We start from the raw sequence: 19973 nt of genomic DNA on the forward strand, positions 1-19973 counted from the left end.
CGCGTTACACTTTTTGAGCCGATGCCCTATAGTTGCATCATGCTCGATCTCGTCATTGCCTATTGGCCGCATATCCTTGCCGTTCTCTCCATCCTGATGGGAACCGTGGCGGCCGTGCATGCCACGATGACGAAGGAGGAGGTGCGTTCCGCGCTGGGCTGGGTGGGCGTCATCGTGCTGTCGCCGATCGTCGGCGCGGTTATCTACGCCATCGCCGGCATCAACCGCATTCGCCGTTCGAACATCACGCAGCAGCGGTCCTTTATGCTGGACGAGATCATGGATCGCGTGGCGCGTTTCGATGCGGACGCAGAACTGGTCGCCACCCGGTTTGGCCGTCGTTTCGAGGCCATGAAGACCCTGGGCGACCGGGTGACGCGACACGCGCTGACAACAGGCAACACCATCGAGCCGCTGGTAACCGGGGACGCTGCTTATGCCGCCATGCTGGAGGCGATCGGGGAGGCAAAACGGTCGATCATTCTCGAAACATATATTTTCGACAATGACAGAATCGGCGCCCGCTTCGTTGCGGCGCTTGAGCAGGCAAAACTGCGCGGCGTGGAGGTGAGGGTGCTCATCGATGCCGTGGGTGCGCGATATTCGGTGCCGAGCATCCTGCCGACGCTGCGGGAAAAGGGCATCGTTGCCAATGTCTTCAACGGAAATGTCATCATGGGGCTGCGGCTGCCCTATGCCAATCTGCGCACCCATCGCAAGATCCTCGTGGTGGACGGTCGCGTCGTGTTCAGCGGCGGCATGAATATCCGCGAGGGTTTCACGCTGGAATTCGGTGGTGACAAGCAATCCCACGACACACATTTCAAGATCACCGGGCCGGTGGTTTCTGATTTTTTCTCCATCGCGGCGGAGGACTGGCGTTTCACGACGAAGGAACTGCTGGACACGCCGGTCTGGGATATCGCCATTCCCGATGGTGTGCCGGGATCGCAGATCGTGGCGCGCGTTTCCTCCTCGGGGCCGGATAAAAGCATCGAGACCAGTCACAAGATGCTGATGGGTGCGTTTTCCGTCGCCCGTTCCTCCATTCTCATCATGTCGCCCTATTTTCTCCCCGATCGGGAGCTTATTTCGGCACTCATTACCGCAGCAAGGCGGGGAGTTGTTGTCGATATCATCGTGCCCAAAAGTAACAATCTGGTGCTTGTCGACAGGGCAATGACGGCTCAGTTCGACCAGATGTTGAGGAATTATTGCCGCATCTGGCGGGCGACGGGGGCTTTCAATCATTCCAAGCTTCTGGTGATCGACGGGCGCTGGAGCTACATTGGCTCCTCCAATCTCGATCCGCGGTCGCTGCGGTTGAACTTTGAGATCGATCTCGAAGTTATGGATGAAGAATTCGCCGGGGCGATCGGAGATCGTATCCGGGATGCGCGTGCAACCGCCTTGCCCGTGCGACTCAGCGAACTGAATGCGCGGCCATTCGTTGTCCGTTTCGTGGAGCGCGTCCTGTGGCTCGCTTCGCCTTATCTTTAGAGTGCGGTGCGCCCGACAGGACGCCCGTGAGACCGGAGGCATAAACGCGTGAAAAAGAACGGTTTGCTGGATGATGAAAAAACGGCCTTGGCGAAAAACACCAGCCTTTCCGCCTTCGTCATGCAGTCGCTGCGCGACCGCCGCCAGCGCCAGAATGCGGCGCCAGTGACGAAAGACCATTCCTTTCCGGTCATCGCCTCCTACAATGTGCATAAATGCGTCGGCCGGGACCGCAAGTTCGATCCCGATCGTACCAGCCGCGTCATTCAGGAAATCGGTGCCGACATTATTGCCCTTCAGGAGGCGGACAGCCGTTTCGGCGAGCGTACCGGCCTGCTCGATCTCGCGCGGCTGGAGCGGGAAAGCGGCCTCATTCCCGTGCCTATCCAGGCCGGCGTGAAAGCCCATGGCTGGCACGGCAATGTCGTGCTGTTCAAGGAAGGCGCGGTCAGGGATGTGCATACGCTGAAATTGCCGGGGCTGGAGCCCCGCGGCGCGCTCGTCGTGGAGCTGGATCTGAAAAGCGGCGGCACGCTGAGGGTCATCGCCGCCCATTTCGGGCTTCTCAGACATTCCCGCGCCCAGCAGGCGAAAGCGTTGATCAGCCTTCTCGAAGCGCGCAACGAATGCGCGACCGTTCTCATGGGAGACCTGAACGAATGGCGTCTGGGCAACGGTTCGTCGCTCAATACGTTCCGCGATGCTTTTGGCGCTTTGCCGCCGGCGGTGCCGAGTTTTCCGTCCAACCTGCCGGTGCTGGCGCTCGACAGGATCATCGCCAATCGGGAAGGGCTGATCGAGCAGGTTGAGGCGCATGACAGCGCGCTGGCGCGCATCGCCTCGGATCACCTGCCGCTGAAGGCAGCGGTGCGGACCGACCTGCTTCCGGCCTGATCCCGCCGCCGATAATATGCCGCAAGCAGGAGATTGGACCCGGCAGGGGGCAAAGCCGTTACGCCACCGTCAGGTGGCTGCGCGAACGAGCCTCCAGCAACGATGTGCGAATGGCTTCCATCAGCCGCTCACGGTTGTTTCTGGTTTTGCTTCTGTCCAGGTTCTGCGCGGAAAGCGCCAGATCAAGACCCTCATGCATCACGATCGAATAGGCAACAGTCGTTGCCCAGTTTTCGTATTCCTGCTCCATCATGCAGCCCCTGAACTAAATCATTTAGTCCGAATCACCCTGTTCTTGATAATTTACCACAAAATACAAAGCATAAAATAGCATCGTTTCTTGCCGCTCTGTCGAGTTGGTACGGTTATATTGATTTTTGACAGGCTCAACACGGGACAATATAGATGATTTTCCCGCTTAAGCATTTGAAACTGATTCTATTTCAGTGGAGCCGCATAAACATTTCCAGCCATAAAAAACGCCGCGCATCTGATGATGCGCGGCGGGCTTACTTCGAAGGTGGCGGTGGATGGGAGGAGAGGGTTCAGCCGGCCTTTTCGAGCTTGTAGTCCGAATTGGCCGGTTCTTCCTGCTTGTGCTGGATGAGCGGACGATTGCCCGCCAGTTTGCGCACCAGCACGTAGAAGACCGGTGTCATGAAGATGCCGAAGAACGTCACGCCGATCATGCCGGAGAAGACCGCGACACCCATGGCGGCGCGCATTTCCGCACCGGCACCTGTCGAGACGACCAGCGGCACCACGCCCATGATGAAGGCGAGCGAGGTCATCAGGATCGGGCGAAGGCGAAGACGGCTTGCCTCGATGGCCGCCTGAACCGGCGTTCGTCCCTCGAATTCCAGTTCCCGGGCGAATTCCACGATCAGGATCGCGTTTTTCGCCGAGAGACCCACAAGGACGACAAGGCCGATCTGCGTAAAGATGTTGTTGTCCCCTCCTGTCAGCCAGACGCCCGTGAGAGCTGCAAGCACGCCCAGTGGCACGATCAGGATGATCGCGATCGGCAGGGTCAGGCTTTCATATTGCGCGGCAAGCACGAGATAGACGAGCAGCAGTGCGAGCGGGAAGACCACGATGCTGGAATTGCCGGCGAGAATCTGCTGGTAGGTCAGATCGGTCCATTCGTAATCGATGCCTGCGGGCAGGGTTTCGGCAAGGATCTTTTCGATCGCGGCCTGCGCCTGACCCGAAGAGAAGCCCGGTGCCGGTCCACCGTTGATATCGGCTGCGAGGAAGCCGTTATAACGGTTGGTGCGCTCCGGTCCCGTCGTTGCATCCACCTTCAGCAGCGTTGACAGCGGGATCATCTGACCCGTTGCGGAGCGAACCTTCAGGCGACCGATATCTTCCGCATGGGCGCGGAATTGCGAATCCGCCTGCACACGGACGCTGTATGTGCGACCGAACGCGTTGAAGTCATTGACGTAGAGCGAGCCGAGATAAATCTGCAGCGTCTGGAAGACGTCGCTAACGGAGACGCCCAGCTGCTCGGCCTTGGCGCGGTCGAGATCGGCGAAGAGCTGCGGCACGTTGATCTGGTAGCTGGAAAAGATGCCTGCCAGCTCCGGTGTCTGATAGGCCTTGCCGATCACGGCTTTCGCCGCTTCGTCCAGCGTCTGGTAGCCGTAACCGGCGCGGTCTTCGATCTGCAGCTTGAAGCCGCCTGTCTGGCCAAGACCGTTGACCGGCGGCGGCGGGAACATGGCAATGAAGGCGTCCTGAATGCCGGCAAACTTCTGGTTCAGCTGCATGGCGATGGCGCCACCGGAGAGTTCCGGTGTCTTGCGCTTTTCGAAGTCATCGAGAACCGCAAAGACGATGCCGGAATTGGAGCCGATGGTGAAGCCGTTGATCGACAGGCCCGGGAAGGCGATGGCGTGGCTGACGCCGGGCGTTTCCATGGCGATCGCGCTCATCCGCTTGATGACGTTTTCGGTGCGGTCGAGCGTTGCGCCATCGGGAAGCTGGGCGAAACCGATCAGATACTGCTTGTCCTGCGCGGGGACGAAGCCGCTTGGGACAGTCGTGAACATGCCATAGGTAGCAGCCACCAGCGCCATGTAAACGATCATGACGAGGCTCTTGCGCGTCACCAGTCCGCCGACAGTCTTGCCGTAGCCGTTCGAGGCCGCGCCGAAGGCACGGTTGAAGCCACGGAAGAACCAGCCGAAGATCTTGTCCATGAAGCGGGTCAACCAGTCTTTCGGTGCGCCGTGCTCCTTCAGCAGCAGGGCTGCAAGAGCGGGCGACAGCGTCAGCGAGTTGATGGCCGAAATGACGGTGGAGATCGCAATCGTCAGCGCGAACTGCCGGTAGAACTGGCCGGATAGGCCGGAGATGAAGGCGAGCGGCACGAAGACGGCGACCAGAACCAGCGCAATCGCGATGATCGGGCCGGAGACTTCGCGCATGGCCTTATAGGTGGCGTCACGCGGCGAGAGCCCGTTTTCGATATTTCGTTCGACGTTTTCCACCACCACGATCGCGTCATCCACCACGATGCCGATGGCGAGCACGAGACCGAACAGGGTCAACGCGTTGATGGAGAAGCCGAAGGCATACATGACGGCGAAGGTGCCGATGATCGAGACCGGAACGGCGATCAGCGGAATGATCGAGGCGCGCCATGTCTGAAGGAAGAGAATGACCACAAGCACCACGAGGCCAACGGCCTCGAGGAGTGTATCGACAACCTTCTCGATGGAGGAGCGCACGAATTTCGTCGTATCGTAGACGATCTCGTATTTCACGCCATCGGGCATCGCCAATTGCAGATTGTCCATGGTGGCGCGGACATTATCGGCGATTTCGATGGCGTTGGAGCCGGGGGCCTGAAGGACCGCAACAGCCACGGCCGGCTCGCCATCAAGCAGCGAACGCAGCGTGTAGTCTGCTGCACCGAGTTCGATGCGGGCGACATCGCGCAGGCGGGTGATTTCGCCGTTCGCACCGCTCTTGACGATGATGTTGCCGAATTCCTCCGGCGTCGTCAGACGGCCCTGGGCATTGACGTTGAGCTGCAGGTCGACACCGTTAGGGCTTGGTGAAGCGCCGATGACGCCGGCTGCGGCCTGCACGTTCTGCTGGCGGATGGCGTCGGAGACGTCGGCGGCAGCAAGATCGTGTTCGGCCACCTTCTGCGGATCGAGCCAGACGCGCATGGAGTAGTCACCCGCGCCGAAGACCTGAACCTGGCCGACGCCTTCGATGCGGGCGAGACGATCCTTGACGTTCAGCGTCGCATAGTTGCGCAGATAGGTGATGTCATAGGCATCTGTCTTCGAGACGAGGTTGACGACCATGATGAAGTCCGGCGAGCTCTTGACCGTGGTGATGCCGAGCGCGCGCACTTCTGCCGGCAGGCGCGGTTCCGCCTGCGAGACGCGGTTCTGCACCAGCTGCTGGGCTTTGTCGGGGTCGGTGCCTAGCTTGAAGGTGACGGTCAGCGTCAGCACGCCGTCGGATGTTGCCTGGCTGCCCATGTAGAGCATGTCCTCGACACCGTTGATCTGTTCTTCGAGCGGCGTTGCAACGGTTTCGGCGATAACGGTCGGGTTCGCACCGGGATAGGTGGCGCGCACGACGACGGATGGCGGAACGACTTCGGGATATTCCGAAATCGGCAGGGCGCGCATGCCAAGAAGGCCTGCCACCACAATCAGGATCGACAAGACGCCGGCGAATACCGGCCTGTCGACAAAAAATCTGGAAATATTCATATCCAGTCCCTCTCCGGGTATATTTTGGAATGCGAAGGCCGCTCCGGCGGCAATCCTGCCGCCGGTGAAGGCCGGTTCTGTCTGAATGCGCGTCTCGCGAAAGTGCGGGACGCTTACTGATCAAAGAGGTGGGTTACTGCGAGGCAGCAACCTTGTCTTCCGCCTGCGGTGCGATTGTCGCACCGGGACGGATGCGCTGCAGGCCGTTGACGACGATCGTATCACCGGCGGCAAGACCGCTATCGATGATGCGCTGACCGTCTGCCGGTGCGCCCGGCTTGATCTGGCGGTAGCTCACCTTGTTTTCGGCATCGACCACGAAGACGAAGCGCTTGTCCTGATCCGTGCCGATGGCGCGGTCGCTAATGACGATGCGGTTTTCCGGCTTCGGTTCGCCCATGCGCACCCGCACGAACTGGCCGGGGATCAGCCTGCCATCGGGATTGTCGAAGATGGCGCGCACACCGATGGTGCCGCTTGCCGAATCCACCTGGTTGTCGATCAGGTGCAGCGTGCCCTTGATCGGCGTGCCTTCATCCGAAAGCGTGCCGATTTCCACCGGGATCTGTTCAAGAGCGGGCAGGGCGCCATCGGTCTTCGGCAGCTCGGCAAGAGCCTTGGCCACGACGCCCTCGCTGGCGTTGAAGCTCGCATAGATCGGGTTGACCGAGACGAGCGTCGTCAATGCCGGCGAGGTGGAACCGGCGGCGACGAGGTTGCCGGCGGTGATTTCGATACGGCCGACACGGCCCGAAACCGGGGCAAGGATCTCGGTATAGCCGAGGTCAAGCTGAGCTGTCGTGAGTGCTGCGCGGGCGGCGCGAAGCTGAGCTTCGGCATCCGCAAACGAGCTCTGGCGCTGGTCGAGATCGCTCTGCGAAATGGTGCGATTGTCGGAAAGCCGGCGGCCACGGTCGAGTTCCGTTTTCGCAAGGCTGACCTTGGCTTCGGCGGAAGCAACCTGTCCTTCAGCGCCGGCAACTGCGGCCTGATAGGGGGCCGGGTCGATGGTGAAGAGGGGATCGCCTTCCTTTACCAGCGCGCCTTCGCGGAAATGCACGGCCTTGATCTGGCCGGCGACGCGGGAGCGGATCTGCACCCGGTCTACGGCTTCGAGACGGCCGGAAAACTCTTCCCAGCGCATCACGTCGCGGCTTTCAACCTTGGCGACAGTAACCGGGACTGCCGGTGTTTCAGCGGGCGCGGAAGCAGCCGTGGCATCGCGGCTGGTTGGGAGGTCGAAAAACAGTGCTGCTGCTGCAACGGACATGGCAAGCCCGATGCCGGCACCCGTCAGGGCCCGGCGCTTTGTGTTCAGCGTCATGGGTATCTCCTTCGCCCCCGATCGGGAGCAGGTCGTTCATCTATCTTTACTTCGGCGCATGATCCGCACGTAAAACCGCTACGCACTTTTACTGGACATGCTCAAAATGCGAATTTTCAGTGTTTTAACTGGTCAACGAAAGTCTTGAACTCCGAACAGACGGAGGAAACCCATCCGCCGCCCTCTCCTTGATAAAGCCCCGTCCAGCCGATGCCGGCGGGGAATACGTGCTGCCTGACATTGACGCCCGAGGCGATGAGGCGGTCTCCATAATTGACCGTTTCGTCGCGCAGAGGATCATCCTCGGCGGTAAAGATCAGCGCCGGCGCCACCCGGTTCAGCCGCGTACACTGGCAGGGTGCGGCATAGGGGTGGAAAAACCCGCAGGCCTTGGCAAGGTAATGGCTCCAGCCATCCGCCCAGCGCTGGCGCATGCCGATCCTGTCCGCTTCGCGGAAGGATTCCGTCGTCATCATCGGGTCGATCATGGGCGACAGAAGAATCTGACCCGCGAGTTTGCCCGGCATGCGGTCACGGGCCTTCAGCGCAAGCCCCGCCGCCACATTGCCACCAGCTTCTTCGCCGGCCACGAACAGCAGCGATTTCGCGCCGCCATAATGCTTGCGATCCCGGCTCAGATGATCGAGCGCCTCATAGGCACAATCGATGACCATCGGAAACTCGTTGCCGGATGGCTGACTGTAGTCGGCTTCCACAACCACCGCGCCGCTTTCCGCAAGCGCGCGGGCCACTGGAAGCTCCGGGCAGTTACCACCAGGCTCAAGACCGGGTTGCAGAAACGATCCACCGCGCAGGTAAAGTACGACAGGCGGCTGGCTGCACAGGCTCGCTCCTTCATATCGGCGCACGGAAAGCTGGGGTGTAGAGCCCCCACAGCTTTTGATGTTCTCCCAGTGCGCGTTCATCTGATCCGGTCCCGTGCACCACCATCGGCGGCGCATCACATTTGCAAAATCTGAAATTCATATTATTGTTCGGGAAGAAATGATCAACTACGCCAAAATGAAAACACTATTCCATAAAGACGGATAATCTCATCATGGATCAGCTCTCCGCCATGCGGGTTTTTACGCGCGTCGTGGAAACCGGCAATTTCAGCCGCGCCGCGACCGCGCTGAACATGCCGAAAACCACCGTCACCAACATGGTGCAGGCGCTTGAGGCGCATTTGCAAACCACGCTTCTCAACCGCACCACGCGGCGGGTAATGCTGACAACGGATGGAGCCCTCTATTATGAGCGGGCATCACAGATTTTATCGGAAATTGAAGAGCTTGACGGCAGCATGTCCAGCGCGCAGGTGCAGCCATCCGGCAGATTACGTGTGGAAATGGCCGGTGTCTTCGCGGACTTGGTGGTTATTCCACATCTTTGCGAGTTTTACCAGCGCTATCCGCAAATCCGCCTCGACCTTGGCGTCGGCGACCGTCTGGTCGATTATATCGCTGAAAATGTCGACTGCGCGCTGCGCGTCGGTGTGTTGCGCGATCAGTCGCTGATTGCCCGAAAAGTAGGCGAACTCCGGTTCGAGACATTTGCCTCGCCATTTTACATCCAGAACTTCGGCATGCCGCAAGAGCCGGAGGATTTGGAGAACGGCCATTATTCGGTCGGTTATCTCAATGCCACCACGGGCCAGATCATGCCGGCCTCCTTCGACAATGGCGTGCGCAGCGTCGAGCTGACCCCGAATTACGTGGTGTCGGTCAATGACAGCCGTACCTATCTCAATGCCGCGCTGGCGGGCATGGGCATCGTGCAATTGCCGGTCTTCATGGTGAAGGATCACCTGGCGCGCGGCGAACTGGTGCCGGTCCTTTCGCAGTGGCGGCGCGACCCCATGCCAATCTATGTCGTTTATCCGCAGACCCGGCATGTGACCAACAAGGTGCGCGTTTTTGTCGACTGGCTGGCAAAGCTGGTTCACGGGCTGGTGTGAGGCGGGCGGCAAAAGCTGAAAGTGTTGCGTCATTACAGGCGCCGCAAATTTTCTGATTTTTCTGGAAACTGGAGCGGGCGAAGGGATTTGAACCCTCGACCCCAACCTTGGCAAGGTTGTGCTCTACCCCTGAGCTACACCCGCTCAAATCCACCGGTCCGGGGTAGTTCGCTGAACCGTGGGCCACCGAAGCGGCGACGGGTGCTATATCGCTCAATCGATTTTGGAATGCAACAGTTTCTTTTGCGGTTTCGGTGGAAATCCTTCCGGCTGTCGCTTTATTCGAAAGAGCGCACACGATGCCGTTCCAGACGCTGGCAGAGGTGGGTGAAAGCGTTGTTTCGGCTGGTCTTTGCCCCTTTTGCACAGGGTCTGCGAAGACCGATAGTACAGAAAATAACCTGTTTACATTTGGTTAAAATCTGATTCGACAAGTGATTCGTTCGGGTGTACAAAATTCATGCCCACGAAAAAAGAAACGATACTTGGCATATCATCATCGGGAGGATGAGCCTTGTCGTACGCAGCTTTTGAAAGAGTTGGCGCACAATTGTCGCCAGAACAAATCACCGATCTGCAGAATATTTTCGATGGTGTTTGTTTCGAGTGCCTTCAAGATCGCAGTAGCCATGTTGCCAATGAATGTGCAGCAATTTTGATCCGCAGCGCCCAGCGTGGCATTCTGGATCATGAGATGTTGCGCGACATTGGACTTGCGGTTTTGCGCCGCCATTAAAGACATTATCTGCCAAAAAAAGCGCCCGAATTTTTCGGGCGCTTTGCTATGTTGAGCCTGCTGAAATGCGTGTGGCTCAGCTTTTTTCCTGAACATGCGCTTCGAGGAACCACAGCGCCTTGTCGAGATCGCGCGAGGCGGCGGTGAAGATATCGGCCGTCGTCGGATCGCCAGCCTCGTCGGAATCGTCGATCGCCTTGCGGATCATGTTCGCGACGTCGCCATAACGCTCGATCAGAGCGTCGAGATGGTCGTGGATTTTATAGATATCGGTCGGATAGGCCTTGAGCTTCGTCGTCGATGACACCGATTGCAGGCTGCCGAGCGCCGTACCGCCAAGCTGGACGGCACGTTCGGCAATCGTGTCGCCGTGATTGTCGAGCTGGGTGCGGAAGGTGTCGAGAAGCTCGTGGACAGCGATGAATTGTGGGCCTTTCAGGTTCCAGTGCGCCTGCTTGGTGATGAGCGCAAGGTCGATCACCGAGGCCAGAGATTCGTTGAGAATGCCGATCACGGTCGACTTTGCGTTGGAAGGCAGGTCGTTTTTCGTCTTGTGCGTCTTCATCGATGTCTCCTGAAGTTGCGGACGGAATGCCGCTTTGGAAAAGTCCGTCGTTTAACGTCCGGGCCGGTGGCCCTGTTCCATGCCAGGCACTGCGATAGCAAAAATCCTGCACAATCATCATGTCACTCATAAAACAGGCAGATGAGCATCGAGATTGTCGAGGAAGGGATTATCGCCCGTCTTACTCCGGCGGCCAGTCGCCGACGATTTTGCGTCGCTCCAGTTTCAACGACCGGTCCGGCTGCACCCGGTAGGTCTCGATCGCCAGCCGTCCGTCGCCCATCACGAATTCATTGCTGAGCGTGCTGCCGATGGGGGATTTGGTCAGTTTGGTTCGCGGCTGCCCGCCATAGGTGATGCTGCCGGGGATGGGTTCCACATCGGGCGTGGCGGTGGTGCAGCCGGCAAGTGCCAGAACCATCATGATCGCAATGGTGCGCATGTTCTTCTCCTGCGTTGGGACGGGATCATATCACGGCCGCGCTCGCGCCACACATCTCGTTGGCGTGAATAAAAAAGACCCCGCATCCTAAGATACGGGGCCAGTTGCCTTGGGAGGTTCCTGGTTTCTCAGTCCTCGTTGGCCGCAAGCTGCGTCAGCACCTCGCCACGGCCGCGGATACGCATGATCAGCGGGATGATGAAGGCAGCTGCCGCGACGATGAAGAGGCCAACGGCGATCGGTGAAGTGAACAGCACGGTCGGGTCGCCCTGGCCGATGGCCAGTGCGCGGCGAAGCTGCTGTTCGGCGAGCGGGCCAAGGATGAGGCCGACAACCGCAGGCGCGATCGGATACCCGAAGATGCGCATGATGTAGCCGAGGATACCGAAGGCGAGCAGCATGCCGAGTTCGAAGACCGACGGGTTGGCGCCGATGGTGCCGAGCGTGGCAAACAGCAGGATGCCGGCATAAAGCCAGGGCTTCGGAATGGTCAGCAGCTTTACCCAGAGACCAACGAGCGGCAGGTTGAGCACCAGCAGCATCAGGTTGGCGATGAACAAGCTGGCGATCAGGCCCCAGACGAGCTGCGGATTGGTGGCGAACAGCAGCGGGCCGGGCTGCAGGCCGAACTGCTGGAAACCGGCGAGCATGATGGCAGCGGTCGCCGTCGTCGGCAGGCCGAGCGTCAGGAGCGGCACGAGCGTACCGGCGGCGGACGCATTGTTCGCCGCTTCCGGACCCGCAACGCCTTCAATGGCGCCGTTGCCGAATTCTTCCGGATATTTGGTCAGCTTCTTTTCGGTGGCATAGGACAGGAAGGTGCCGATTTCGGCGCCGCCGGCCGGCATGGCGCCGATGGGGAAGCCGATCAGAGTGCCGCGCAGCCACGCCTTCCACGAACGCGCCCAATCCTGTGCGCTCATCCAGACCGAACCCTTTACGGCTTCGACCTTGTCGTCGCCGCTCTGGCCCTGTGCCACGATGAACAGGGTTTCGCCGATAGCGAACATGGCGACCGCAAGCGTCGTGACTTCCACGCCGTCGAGCAGGTCGGGAATGCCGAAGCTCATGCGGGTCTGGCCCGTCAGCTGGTCGATGCCGACGATGGCAAGCGCAAAGCCGATGAACAGCGAGGTGAGGCCACGCAGCGCCGAATCGCCGAAGGCGGAGGAAACGGTGACGAAGGCCAGCACCATCAGTGCGAAATATTCGCGCGGTCCGAAGACCAGCGCCAGCTTGACGATATAAGGCGCAACGAAGGCGAGCGCGATGGTGGCGATGAGGCCGGCCACGAAGGAGCCGATGGCGGCGGTGGCAAGGGCCGGTCCGCCTCTGCCCTTGCGGGCCATCTTGTTGCCTTCGAGCGCCGTCACGATCGAGGCGCTTTCGCCCGGTGTGTTGAGCAGGATGGAGGTGGTCGAACCGCCATACATGCCGCCATAATAGATGCCGGCGAACATGATGAGCGAACCGGCAGCATCGAGCCGGTAGGTGACGGGCAGAAGCAGCGCGACGGTCAAGGCAGGGCCGATGCCGGGCAGAACGCCGACGGCGGTGCCGAGCGTCACGCCGATCAGCGCATAGAGCAGGTTCATGGGTTGGGCGGCAACCTCAAGACCGTGCAGCAGGAATTCAAAGGTACTCATGGACAGATGTCCCCCTGTCGGGCGGAACGGCCGGCGGTTGCGTCATCGCGCGCCTGCGGTTTCCTGTGATCTCGAAACTTGGTTGGAATGGCTGTCAGAAGAACAGCCGCTCCAGTGGTCCGGCCGGCAGCGAAAGCTGCAGCAGCTGGGCAAAAACGATCCAGATCGCAAAACTCAGCACAATGCCGACCGGTATCGAGAACCAGAGCTTGCGTTTGCCGAAAGCGCGTGCGGTGAAGGCGAACAGCAGACCTGTCGCAATGGAAAAGCCCGCGACGGTCAGCAGCAGCATTTGTGCGGCAAGGCCGGCAATGACCCACACGACCGGAGCGATTTCCTGTTTGTCCCGCTCTGGAAAATCGCCGCGCCAGGCCTCGACGGCCGTCCAGATCGCCAGTCCGACAAGACAGAAGGCAATGGCGTAGGGTACTGTTGCCGGGCCGACCGGGGAATAACCGGTGACGCTGGCAAGGCGGGCGCTATCCCAGAAGATGACGCTGGCAACGGCGACGAGTGCGACGGCGATGACCAGCGCCGCCCAGTCGGGGCGACGCTTTTGATCATGCGAAGGGTTGGAACCCTGGCTCATTTTACCAGTCCGATGTCTTTGAGGATGGTTTCGGTGGCGGCGGTGTCCTTGGCAAGCTGTGCCTTGAATTCGTCACCGGCAAGATAGGTATCCATCCAGCCCTTGGTCTTCAGGGTTTCCTGCCACTTGGCGGATTTCACCAGCTTTTCGACATCGGCATTGATTGCCTTTTCCTGATCGGCGGAAATGCCGGGCGCTGCCGCAACCATGCGCCAGTTCTGCACGACGACATCGAGACCGCTTTCCTTCAGCGTCGGCGCGTCAACGCCATCGAGACGGTTTTCGCTGGTGACGGCGAGAAGGCGCAGCGTGCCGGCCTTGACCTGTCCTTCGAATTCGCCGTAGCCGGAAACGCCAGCCGTGACCTGCGAACCGAGGATCGAGGCGAGTGCTTCGCCGCCGCCGGAATAGGCGATGTAGTTGATCTTGGTCGGATCGACGCCGGCCGCCTTGGCAATCAGGCCAACGGCGATATGGTCGGTGCCGCCGGCAGAGCCGCCGCCCCAGGACACGCTGCCCGGGTCTTTCTTCAGCTGGTCGATGAGATCGCCGATGGTCTTCAGCGGCGAGGATGCCGGAACGACGATCGCTTCATATTCACCGGTCAGGCGGGCGATCGGGGTTACTTCTTTCAGCGTCACGGGCGCATTGTTGGTGAGGATCGCGCCGACCATGACATAACCGCCGACGATGAGCGCGTGCGGGTTGCCCTTCTGCTGGCTGGCGAATTGCGCAAGGCCGATGGTGCCGCCGGCACCCGGTACGTTCTGCACCTGAACGCTCTTGGAAATGCCTTCTTCCTGCAGCACGCTCTGCAGCGAGCGCGCGGTCTGGTCCCAGCCGCCGCCGGGATTGGCCGGTGCGATGACGGTGTAATCTGCCGCAGCCGCCGGAAGCGCGATCATGCCCGCCAGAAATGTGCCGATAAGAAAATGTTTCAAGTCGAAAACCCTCCTCAGGATGCCCTTTTGGGCGTCGTTTTTCGTTTATGCGGGGGATTTTCGGACGCAGCTGTGCCGGCGCTGAGAACTCAGCGTTGGGCTGTGGCAATCCTCAAGATTTCCTCCCGCATCTTCTTCCGCCTCCACGGAATGAAGAAGGATTACAGAGCATCATAAAAAGCTGTCATCTAACTGACGCTAAGCAAGTCCTTGCTCATTTACTCTCTATTAATTTGTGTCGGACGTCCACTGTGGCGTGTGCGGTGATGGCTTTGCTTGCGCTTTGGATGCTCCCTTTGCCCTCATTGCTGTGCTTGTCACAGGCTGGCTGAATCCCTGTGACGCGCACAGGGATGAGGGGGTGAGGATGCTATTGCGAGCGCAAAGCCTCGTTCCAGCGCTCAATCAGCCGGCTGCGCTTGACCTGATCCAGATAGACCATCAAACCGGGGCTGACGGGAACCGGGCGCAATTGCGCGCCGTGGATGGCCTGCATGGTGTTAGCGGTGTTTTCGCCCGCCACTTCCGGGCTGACGGCGGGGATTTGCAATTGCCGGGCCATGATCGTCTGGCCTTCCTTGGACATGAAGAATTCGAGGTAGCGGCGGCCGAGGGCAGGGTTGGCGGCGGCTTCCGGCACCAGCCCGATGCGCGACATCACGACGGTATAATCCTTCGGCAGCACGATACCGACATCCGGGTGGCGTGAGGCCCAGTCGGCCGCATAGGAGCCGAGAATATTGTAGCCCATCACGAAGCGCCCGTCGGACACGCGCTCCAGAATGGCCGAGGAGGTGGAATAGACCTTCACCCCCGCAGCACCCATGGCCTTGATGACGCTCCATATGTCGCCGAACTGCTCCTGATCGCGCGACATGAACAGGAAGCCGACGCCGGAGCGTTCGATGTCGTAAGTTGCGATACGGCCATGCACCTCCTTCGCATGGCGTTCGAGATAATCGACAAACTCGGCGCGGGTGGCGGGCGGCTTTTCGGTGGTGAAGCTCGGCTTGTGATAGACAAAAACCGCCGGCTCGAAGGTCAGCGCATAGGCGGTGTTGCGCCAGTTTGCCCAGGCGGGCCAGCGGGCGCTCATGGCGAGATCGGAACGCTGGGCATAACCGTCATTGCTCAGCTTCACTTGCAGATCCATGGCGGAAGAGAACGCGAAATCGGCGGTTTGTTTGCCCGCGTCGGTTTCCTTGACGATACGGTCATAGATTTCGCCGGTCAGCATATCCTCGTAATGGACGGCAATATCGGGATTGGCTTTCTGGAAACCCTCGATCATCGGCGTCGCCAAAGGTTCATCAAGCGAGGAGTAAACCACCAGCGTTTGCGCATCCGCCTTGCCTGACGGGGCCGGAAAAATGGCAACCTGCGCAAGCGCGGGAAAGGCCATACAAAGACAGAGGCAGAGATAAAGGCAGATACGCATGGAAAAGATCATGCAGCAGGCGCTTGCCATTCACAAGCGGTAAGGGTCTGGTTAAACTCGGCAATGCTGCGGGAGGAAGATTTGCGTATTTTGCTGGTCGAGGACAATCAGGTGCTGTCGGAAGGGCTGTCGGCGCTTCTGCGCGGCAGCGGTTATGCGGTGGATGTGGTATCCGACGGCGCTTCCGCCGATGCCGCGATTGCGGCTGAAAGTTTCGATCTGGTCATTCTCGATCTCAACCTGCCGGAAATGGATGGCATCGAGGTGCTGCGCTCCATGCGTTCGCGTCAGGACAAGGCGGCCGTGCTGATCCTGACGGCGCGCGGCACGCCGGAAGAAAAGGTCAAGGGGCTCGATCTCGGCGCTGACGACTATATGATCAAGCCGTTCGAGATTACCGAATTCGAGGCGCGGGTGCGGGTGCTGCTGCGCCGCAACGCCGGCCTGCGTTCCTCCACGCTCAGTTTCGGCAAGGTGCTGTTCGACCTGACATCTCGCACATTTTCGGCGGACGGTCGGCCACTCGATATTCCGGCGCGCGAAGTGGCGCTGCTGGAGGTGCTGTTCATGCGGGCGGGCAAGGTCGTCGCCAAGGAGGCGATCGTGCAGTCGCTGACCGGCTTCGACGACGATATTTCCGCCAATGCCATCGAGCAATATGTCAGCCGTCTGCGCAAGAGGCTCGCGCCGCACGGGCTGACGGTGAAGACGGCGCGCGGCATCGGTTATTATCTCGAAAAACTGCCGGAGATGGCTGAATGATCAAGGCCGCCTATTCGCTCAGGCGGCGACTTCTAGGCTGGCTCCTCATCTCCACCGCCATCATCGGTTGCGTTGCGCTCACCGATACCTGGCGCGAGGCGGTCAATACTGCCAATGTGGTTTCAGACCGCGTGCTTTCCGGTTCGGCGCTTGCCATTGCCGAACGCGTGGTGGTGGCCGAGGACGGGTCGCTTGAGGTGGATATTCCCTATGTGGCACTGGAAATGCTGACATCGGCGGCGCAGGACCGGGTTTTTTACCGTGTTGACGGGCCGAACGGTCAGTTCCTTACCGGTTACCAGAACCTGCCGACGGTGGAGAACAAGAACGGCGACACGCCCGCCTATCGCGATGCCGTGTTTCGCGATGAGCCGATCCGCGTCGCTGCCATAAAGCGTTTCGCGTCGACCGGTATCAACTCAGTGCCATTTTCCGTGACGGTTGCCGAAACCACCATTGCCCGCAGCCAGCTGGCGCAGGCAATCATCCTTCGCTCGGCGCTGCGTCTGCTCTTGATGATCGTGGGGGCGGCGATCATCGTCTGGATTGCGGTGACGATTTCGCTGCGCCCACTCTACCGCCTCAGTGAAGCCATTGCCGAGCGCAGCCCGAACGATCTGCACCCCATCCGTCAGTCTGTTCCTGTCGAGGTGGAAAATCTGGTGGAGACGGTCAATTCCTTTATGGTGCGGCTGCAATCGGCGCTGGATGCGCTCAGGCATTTCACCGGCAATGCCAGCCACCAGCTGCGCACGCCGCTTGCCATCATCAGCACCCAGCTTGCGCTCTCCGCCCGCGCGACGAGCCTTGAGGAAGCGCAGGCGGCGGCGCTGAAGGGCAGCGCATCGGTAGCGCATGCGGAACATATCCTTGCCCAGTTGCTACGGATGGCCAATATCGATGCCGCGGGCTCCAGCGAAAAACATGATTTTTCCGCCATCGATCTTGTCGCAGTAGCGCAGAACGTGACGGCCGATTTCGTGCCGCGCGCCGCAGAGGCGGGTATCGATCTCGGCTTCGAAGGCGATGGCGAGGCGACAATTCCGGCTGAGCCGCTCTTGATCGGCGAACTGATCGGCAACCTCGTTTCCAACGCCATCAACTATGCCGGGCGCGGCGCGGAAGTCACCGTACGGGTCGGCAGGGAGAAGGGCGCCGTCTGGCTGGAAGTGGAAGATAACGGCCCCGGCATTCCGCCTGAAAAACGCGCTATGGTGCGCCAGCGCTTCGCCCGCGGCGAAGAAAACGCCGCCCCCGGCGCGGGCCTCGGCCTTGCGATTATCGAGGAGATCGCCGGGCTGTTCGGCGGGCGGCTGGCGCTGGAGGATGGTGCGGGCGGGCGTGGCTTAAGGGCGCGGGTTGAATTCCGATGAGGCGGCACTGCTGCGCCGCCTGCCCGGGATAAGACCGCTTGGTCCTATTCGTTCATCTTGTCGATGATCTGCATCATGATGTCGGCGCAGGCCTTCATCGGCTCGTCATCGGCACATTTTACATCGATCTTGCGCTCACCGTCTTCAATCCAGAAATGAGCGGCCTTGGAAGGCGGTGGCGGTGGCATTCTCTTGCCATGCGGGCCGTCGCGCCAGCCTGCTTCTCTCGGGCCGCCAGGGCCGGGCGGCGGCGGAGGTGGGGGTGGCGCATCGGCCCTCGGGCCTGCATCGGCTGGACCCGGAGGCGGTGGGGGCGGCTGTTGGGCAAAGCTGGATCCCGCCGCGATGAGCAACGCGGCGCCGGCAATGACGAGTTTTTTCATGTGAGAGACCTCGCTGTTGGGCTACAGCGAAGAAACGGTCACTGGAGATGCTCGGTTGCTGGCTGGCGAAAATAATTCCGCTTGCGTCGTGAGCGCGCAAAAAATTCCGCAGTTTTCGGCTTGTCAGGCAGCATTTTCGTTTGGCGATTTGGCCACCAGCGACAGCCTGTATCCGAGTGCGTCTGCGACCTTCGCAATTGTAGCGAGTTCCGGGTTGCCTTCACCGCTGAGAGCCTTGTAAAGGGTCTGACGCGTGAGACCGGTTTGCCTTGACAAATCGCTCATTCCCTTGGCCCGAGCGATAACGCCCAACGCATGGGCAAGCTCCTGCGCATCGCCGCTCTCCGTAGCGTCGGCAATATAGGCGGCAAGAGCCTCTTCGCTGTCGAGGTAGCGGGCAGCGTCGTACTCACGTGTCACGAGCGGCATGATCTTACTCCTTGAGTGCTTTCGCCATTTTCCTGGCCTTGGCGATGTCGCGAGACTGAGATGACTTGTCTCCGCCACAGAGCAGTATGATGACGATGGCACCCTGCCTCACAAAATAGACCCGATATCCGGGCCCAAGGTCGATCCTGAGTTCGCTGACGCCTTCGCCAACCGGTTTCACGTCTCCGGGATTTCCGTCTGCGAGCCGATAAATGCGCCGCGCAATGCGGGCCCGGACCTGCGCATCGCGCAGGCTGGCGAGCCAATGGGCAAACTCATCCGTTTCCCGGATCGTGAACATGGCAAATGTAAACCATGGTTGTCATTGCGTCAATCACAGATGCCTCACCCCATCCGCTCGGAAGCATAGCTGCCGGGGCTTGGCGGGAAGACAACGGTGCGGTTGCCGTTGATGAAGGTGCGGTGGTGGATGTGGGCGTGGATGGCGCGGGCCAGCACCTGGCTTTCCACATCGCGGCCAAGCGAGACATAGTCGTCGGCCGATTGCGCGTGGGTGATGCGCACCGTGTCCTGTTCGATGATCGGGCCTTCGTCCAGATCGGCGGTGACGTAGTGCGCCGTTGCGCCGATCAGCTTCACGCCGCGCTCATAGGCCTGCTTGTAGGGGTTTGCACCCTTGAAGCTCGGCAGGAAGGAGTGATGGATATTGATGATCTTGCCCGACATCTTGCGGCACAGGTCATCGGAGAGGACCTGCATGTAACGGGCGAGCACGACGAGCTCGGTCCCTGTCGTCTCGACGAGCTCCATCAGCTGGGCTTCGGCCTTCGGCTTGTTTTCCTTGGTCACCTTGATGTGGTGGAAGGGAATGTCGTGGTTGACGACGACCTTCTGGTAATCGAAGTGGTTGGAGACGACACCGACGATGTCGATCGGCAGCGCGCCGATCTTCCAGCGGTAGAGCAGGTCGTTGAGGCAATGGCCGAAGCGCGACACCATCAGCAGCGTCTTCATGCGCTGGCCGTCCGGGTAGATATCCGCCTCCATGCCGAATTTTGCCGCCACAGGCTGAAAGCCCTCGGTGATTGCTTGAAGGGATGCGCCTTCCTCCGAAATGAAGGAGACGCGCATGAAGAACTTGCCGGTCTCGAGGTCGTCGAACTGCGAACTGTCGACGATATTGCAGCCCTTTTCCGCCAGATAACCGGAAATCGCGGCGACGATGCCGCGGGTCGATTTGCAGGCTACGGTCAGAACATAGGATGTCATTCGTTTTCCCTCAAAAACGGC

20 protein-coding genes and 1 tRNA gene are annotated in these 19973 nt (G+C 60.1%); 6 read left to right on the forward strand and 15 right to left on the reverse strand.

What is annotated here, in order from left to right:
• The first annotated feature begins 39 nt into the window (after positions 1-39).
• The gene (locus ACFVTJ_RS00390; protein ID WP_386905209.1) at positions 40-1500 is read left to right on the forward strand and encodes a phosphatidylserine/phosphatidylglycerophosphate/cardiolipin synthase family protein; all 1461 of its coding nucleotides are present in this window, start codon (positions 40-42) and stop codon (positions 1498-1500) included.
• A gap of 48 nt (positions 1501-1548) precedes the next feature.
• Positions 1549-2394, forward strand: coding sequence for an endonuclease/exonuclease/phosphatase family protein (locus ACFVTJ_RS00395; protein ID WP_386903654.1), 846 nt, complete (start codon positions 1549-1551; stop codon positions 2392-2394).
• Between the two features lie 58 nt (positions 2395-2452).
• Here the strand turns inward: ACFVTJ_RS00395 and ACFVTJ_RS00400 are convergent, their stop codons facing one another.
• From ACFVTJ_RS00400 to ACFVTJ_RS00415, 4 genes are all read right to left on the reverse strand, one after another.
• Positions 2453-2647: a hypothetical protein gene (locus ACFVTJ_RS00400; RefSeq protein WP_174022819.1), complete on the reverse strand. Its 195-nt coding sequence runs from the start codon at positions 2645-2647 to the stop codon at positions 2453-2455.
• Between the two features lie 292 nt (positions 2648-2939).
• Complete coding sequence (locus tag ACFVTJ_RS00405) at positions 2940-6134, reverse strand: efflux RND transporter permease subunit (RefSeq protein WP_207587768.1); 3195 nt, start codon at positions 6132-6134, stop codon at positions 2940-2942.
• Positions 6135-6267: 133 nt separating this feature from the next.
• A complete protein-coding gene (locus ACFVTJ_RS00410) occupies positions 6268-7458 on the reverse strand; it encodes an efflux RND transporter periplasmic adaptor subunit (RefSeq protein WP_386903657.1) in 1191 nt (396 codons plus the stop codon).
• Between the two features lie 116 nt (positions 7459-7574).
• Complete coding sequence (locus ACFVTJ_RS00415; protein ID WP_386903659.1) at positions 7575-8384, reverse strand: alpha/beta hydrolase fold domain-containing protein; 810 nt, start codon at positions 8382-8384, stop codon at positions 7575-7577.
• Between the two features lie 134 nt (positions 8385-8518).
• On the opposite strand from ACFVTJ_RS00415, the gene ACFVTJ_RS00420 reads away from it, so the two are divergent.
• Positions 8519-9418, forward strand: a complete 900-nt coding sequence (locus ACFVTJ_RS00420; RefSeq protein WP_386903660.1) for a LysR family transcriptional regulator — start codon at positions 8519-8521, stop codon at positions 9416-9418.
• A gap of 69 nt (positions 9419-9487) precedes the next feature.
• Here the strand turns inward: ACFVTJ_RS00420 and ACFVTJ_RS00425 are convergent.
• Positions 9488-9562 (reverse strand) — tRNA-Gly (locus ACFVTJ_RS00425).
• A 370-nt stretch (positions 9563-9932) separates the two neighbouring features.
• Between ACFVTJ_RS00425 and ACFVTJ_RS00430 the strand changes: the two genes are divergently transcribed.
• Entirely contained in the window at positions 9933-10154 is a 222-nt protein-coding gene (locus ACFVTJ_RS00430) for a hypothetical protein (RefSeq protein WP_161991265.1), read from the forward strand.
• A gap of 76 nt (positions 10155-10230) precedes the next feature.
• On the opposite strand, the gene dps is transcribed toward ACFVTJ_RS00430, so the two are convergent.
• From dps to ACFVTJ_RS00460, 6 genes are all read right to left on the reverse strand, one after another.
• Positions 10231-10719 (reverse strand): DNA starvation/stationary phase protection protein Dps, encoded by a 489-nt coding sequence (gene dps, locus ACFVTJ_RS00435; RefSeq protein WP_386903663.1) that lies wholly within the window; start codon positions 10717-10719, stop codon positions 10231-10233.
• A 181-nt stretch (positions 10720-10900) separates the two neighbouring features.
• A complete protein-coding gene (locus ACFVTJ_RS00440; protein ID WP_386903664.1) occupies positions 10901-11161 on the reverse strand; it encodes a hypothetical protein in 261 nt (86 codons plus the stop codon).
• A gap of 128 nt (positions 11162-11289) precedes the next feature.
• Positions 11290-12807 carry a tripartite tricarboxylate transporter permease gene (locus ACFVTJ_RS00445; protein WP_004443452.1) on the reverse strand — a complete coding sequence of 506 codons (1518 nt, stop codon included), beginning with the start codon at positions 12805-12807 and terminating at the stop codon, positions 11290-11292.
• Between the two features lie 94 nt (positions 12808-12901).
• Positions 12902-13396: a tripartite tricarboxylate transporter TctB family protein gene (locus tag ACFVTJ_RS00450; RefSeq protein ID WP_386903667.1), complete on the reverse strand. Its 495-nt coding sequence runs from the start codon at positions 13394-13396 to the stop codon at positions 12902-12904.
• Positions 13393-14301, reverse strand: coding sequence for a Bug family tripartite tricarboxylate transporter substrate binding protein (locus ACFVTJ_RS00455; RefSeq protein ID WP_386905211.1), 909 nt, complete (start codon positions 14299-14301; stop codon positions 13393-13395). Before ACFVTJ_RS00455 ends, ACFVTJ_RS00450 begins: the two co-directional genes overlap by 4 nt.
• A gap of 406 nt (positions 14302-14707) precedes the next feature.
• Positions 14708-15805, reverse strand: a complete 1098-nt coding sequence (locus tag ACFVTJ_RS00460; protein WP_386903669.1) for an ABC transporter substrate-binding protein — start codon at positions 15803-15805, stop codon at positions 14708-14710.
• Between the two features lie 51 nt (positions 15806-15856).
• On the opposite strand from ACFVTJ_RS00460, the gene ACFVTJ_RS00465 reads away from it, so the two are divergent.
• Both ACFVTJ_RS00465 and ACFVTJ_RS00470 read left to right on the forward strand, forming a co-directional pair.
• On the forward strand, positions 15857-16537 hold the full coding sequence (locus ACFVTJ_RS00465; protein ID WP_386903671.1) for a response regulator: 681 nt from the start codon (positions 15857-15859) through the stop codon (positions 16535-16537).
• Complete coding sequence (locus ACFVTJ_RS00470) at positions 16534-17910, forward strand: sensor histidine kinase (RefSeq protein WP_386903673.1); 1377 nt, start codon at positions 16534-16536, stop codon at positions 17908-17910. Before ACFVTJ_RS00465 ends, ACFVTJ_RS00470 begins: the two co-directional genes overlap by 4 nt.
• Before the next feature lie 44 nt (positions 17911-17954).
• Here the strand turns inward: ACFVTJ_RS00470 and ACFVTJ_RS00475 are convergent, their stop codons facing one another.
• From ACFVTJ_RS00475 to purU, 4 genes are all read right to left on the reverse strand, one after another.
• Positions 17955-18098, reverse strand: coding sequence for a hypothetical protein (locus tag ACFVTJ_RS00475; RefSeq protein ID WP_386903675.1), 144 nt, complete (start codon positions 18096-18098; stop codon positions 17955-17957).
• 318 nt (positions 18099-18416) lie between these two features.
• On the reverse strand, positions 18417-18722 hold the full coding sequence (locus ACFVTJ_RS00480) for an addiction module antidote protein (RefSeq protein WP_386903677.1): 306 nt from the start codon (positions 18720-18722) through the stop codon (positions 18417-18419).
• A gap of 4 nt (positions 18723-18726) precedes the next feature.
• The gene (locus ACFVTJ_RS00485; protein WP_386903679.1) at positions 18727-19023 is read right to left on the reverse strand and encodes a type II toxin-antitoxin system RelE/ParE family toxin; all 297 of its coding nucleotides are present in this window, start codon (positions 19021-19023) and stop codon (positions 18727-18729) included.
• A gap of 44 nt (positions 19024-19067) precedes the next feature.
• A complete protein-coding gene (gene purU, locus ACFVTJ_RS00490; RefSeq protein ID WP_386903681.1) occupies positions 19068-19952 on the reverse strand; it encodes a formyltetrahydrofolate deformylase in 885 nt (294 codons plus the stop codon).
• Positions 19953-19973: the final 21 nt, after the last annotated feature.

The organism is Agrobacterium sp. NPDC058088 (assembly GCF_042885035.1).
Lineage (GTDB): Bacteria > Pseudomonadota > Alphaproteobacteria > Rhizobiales > Rhizobiaceae > Agrobacterium.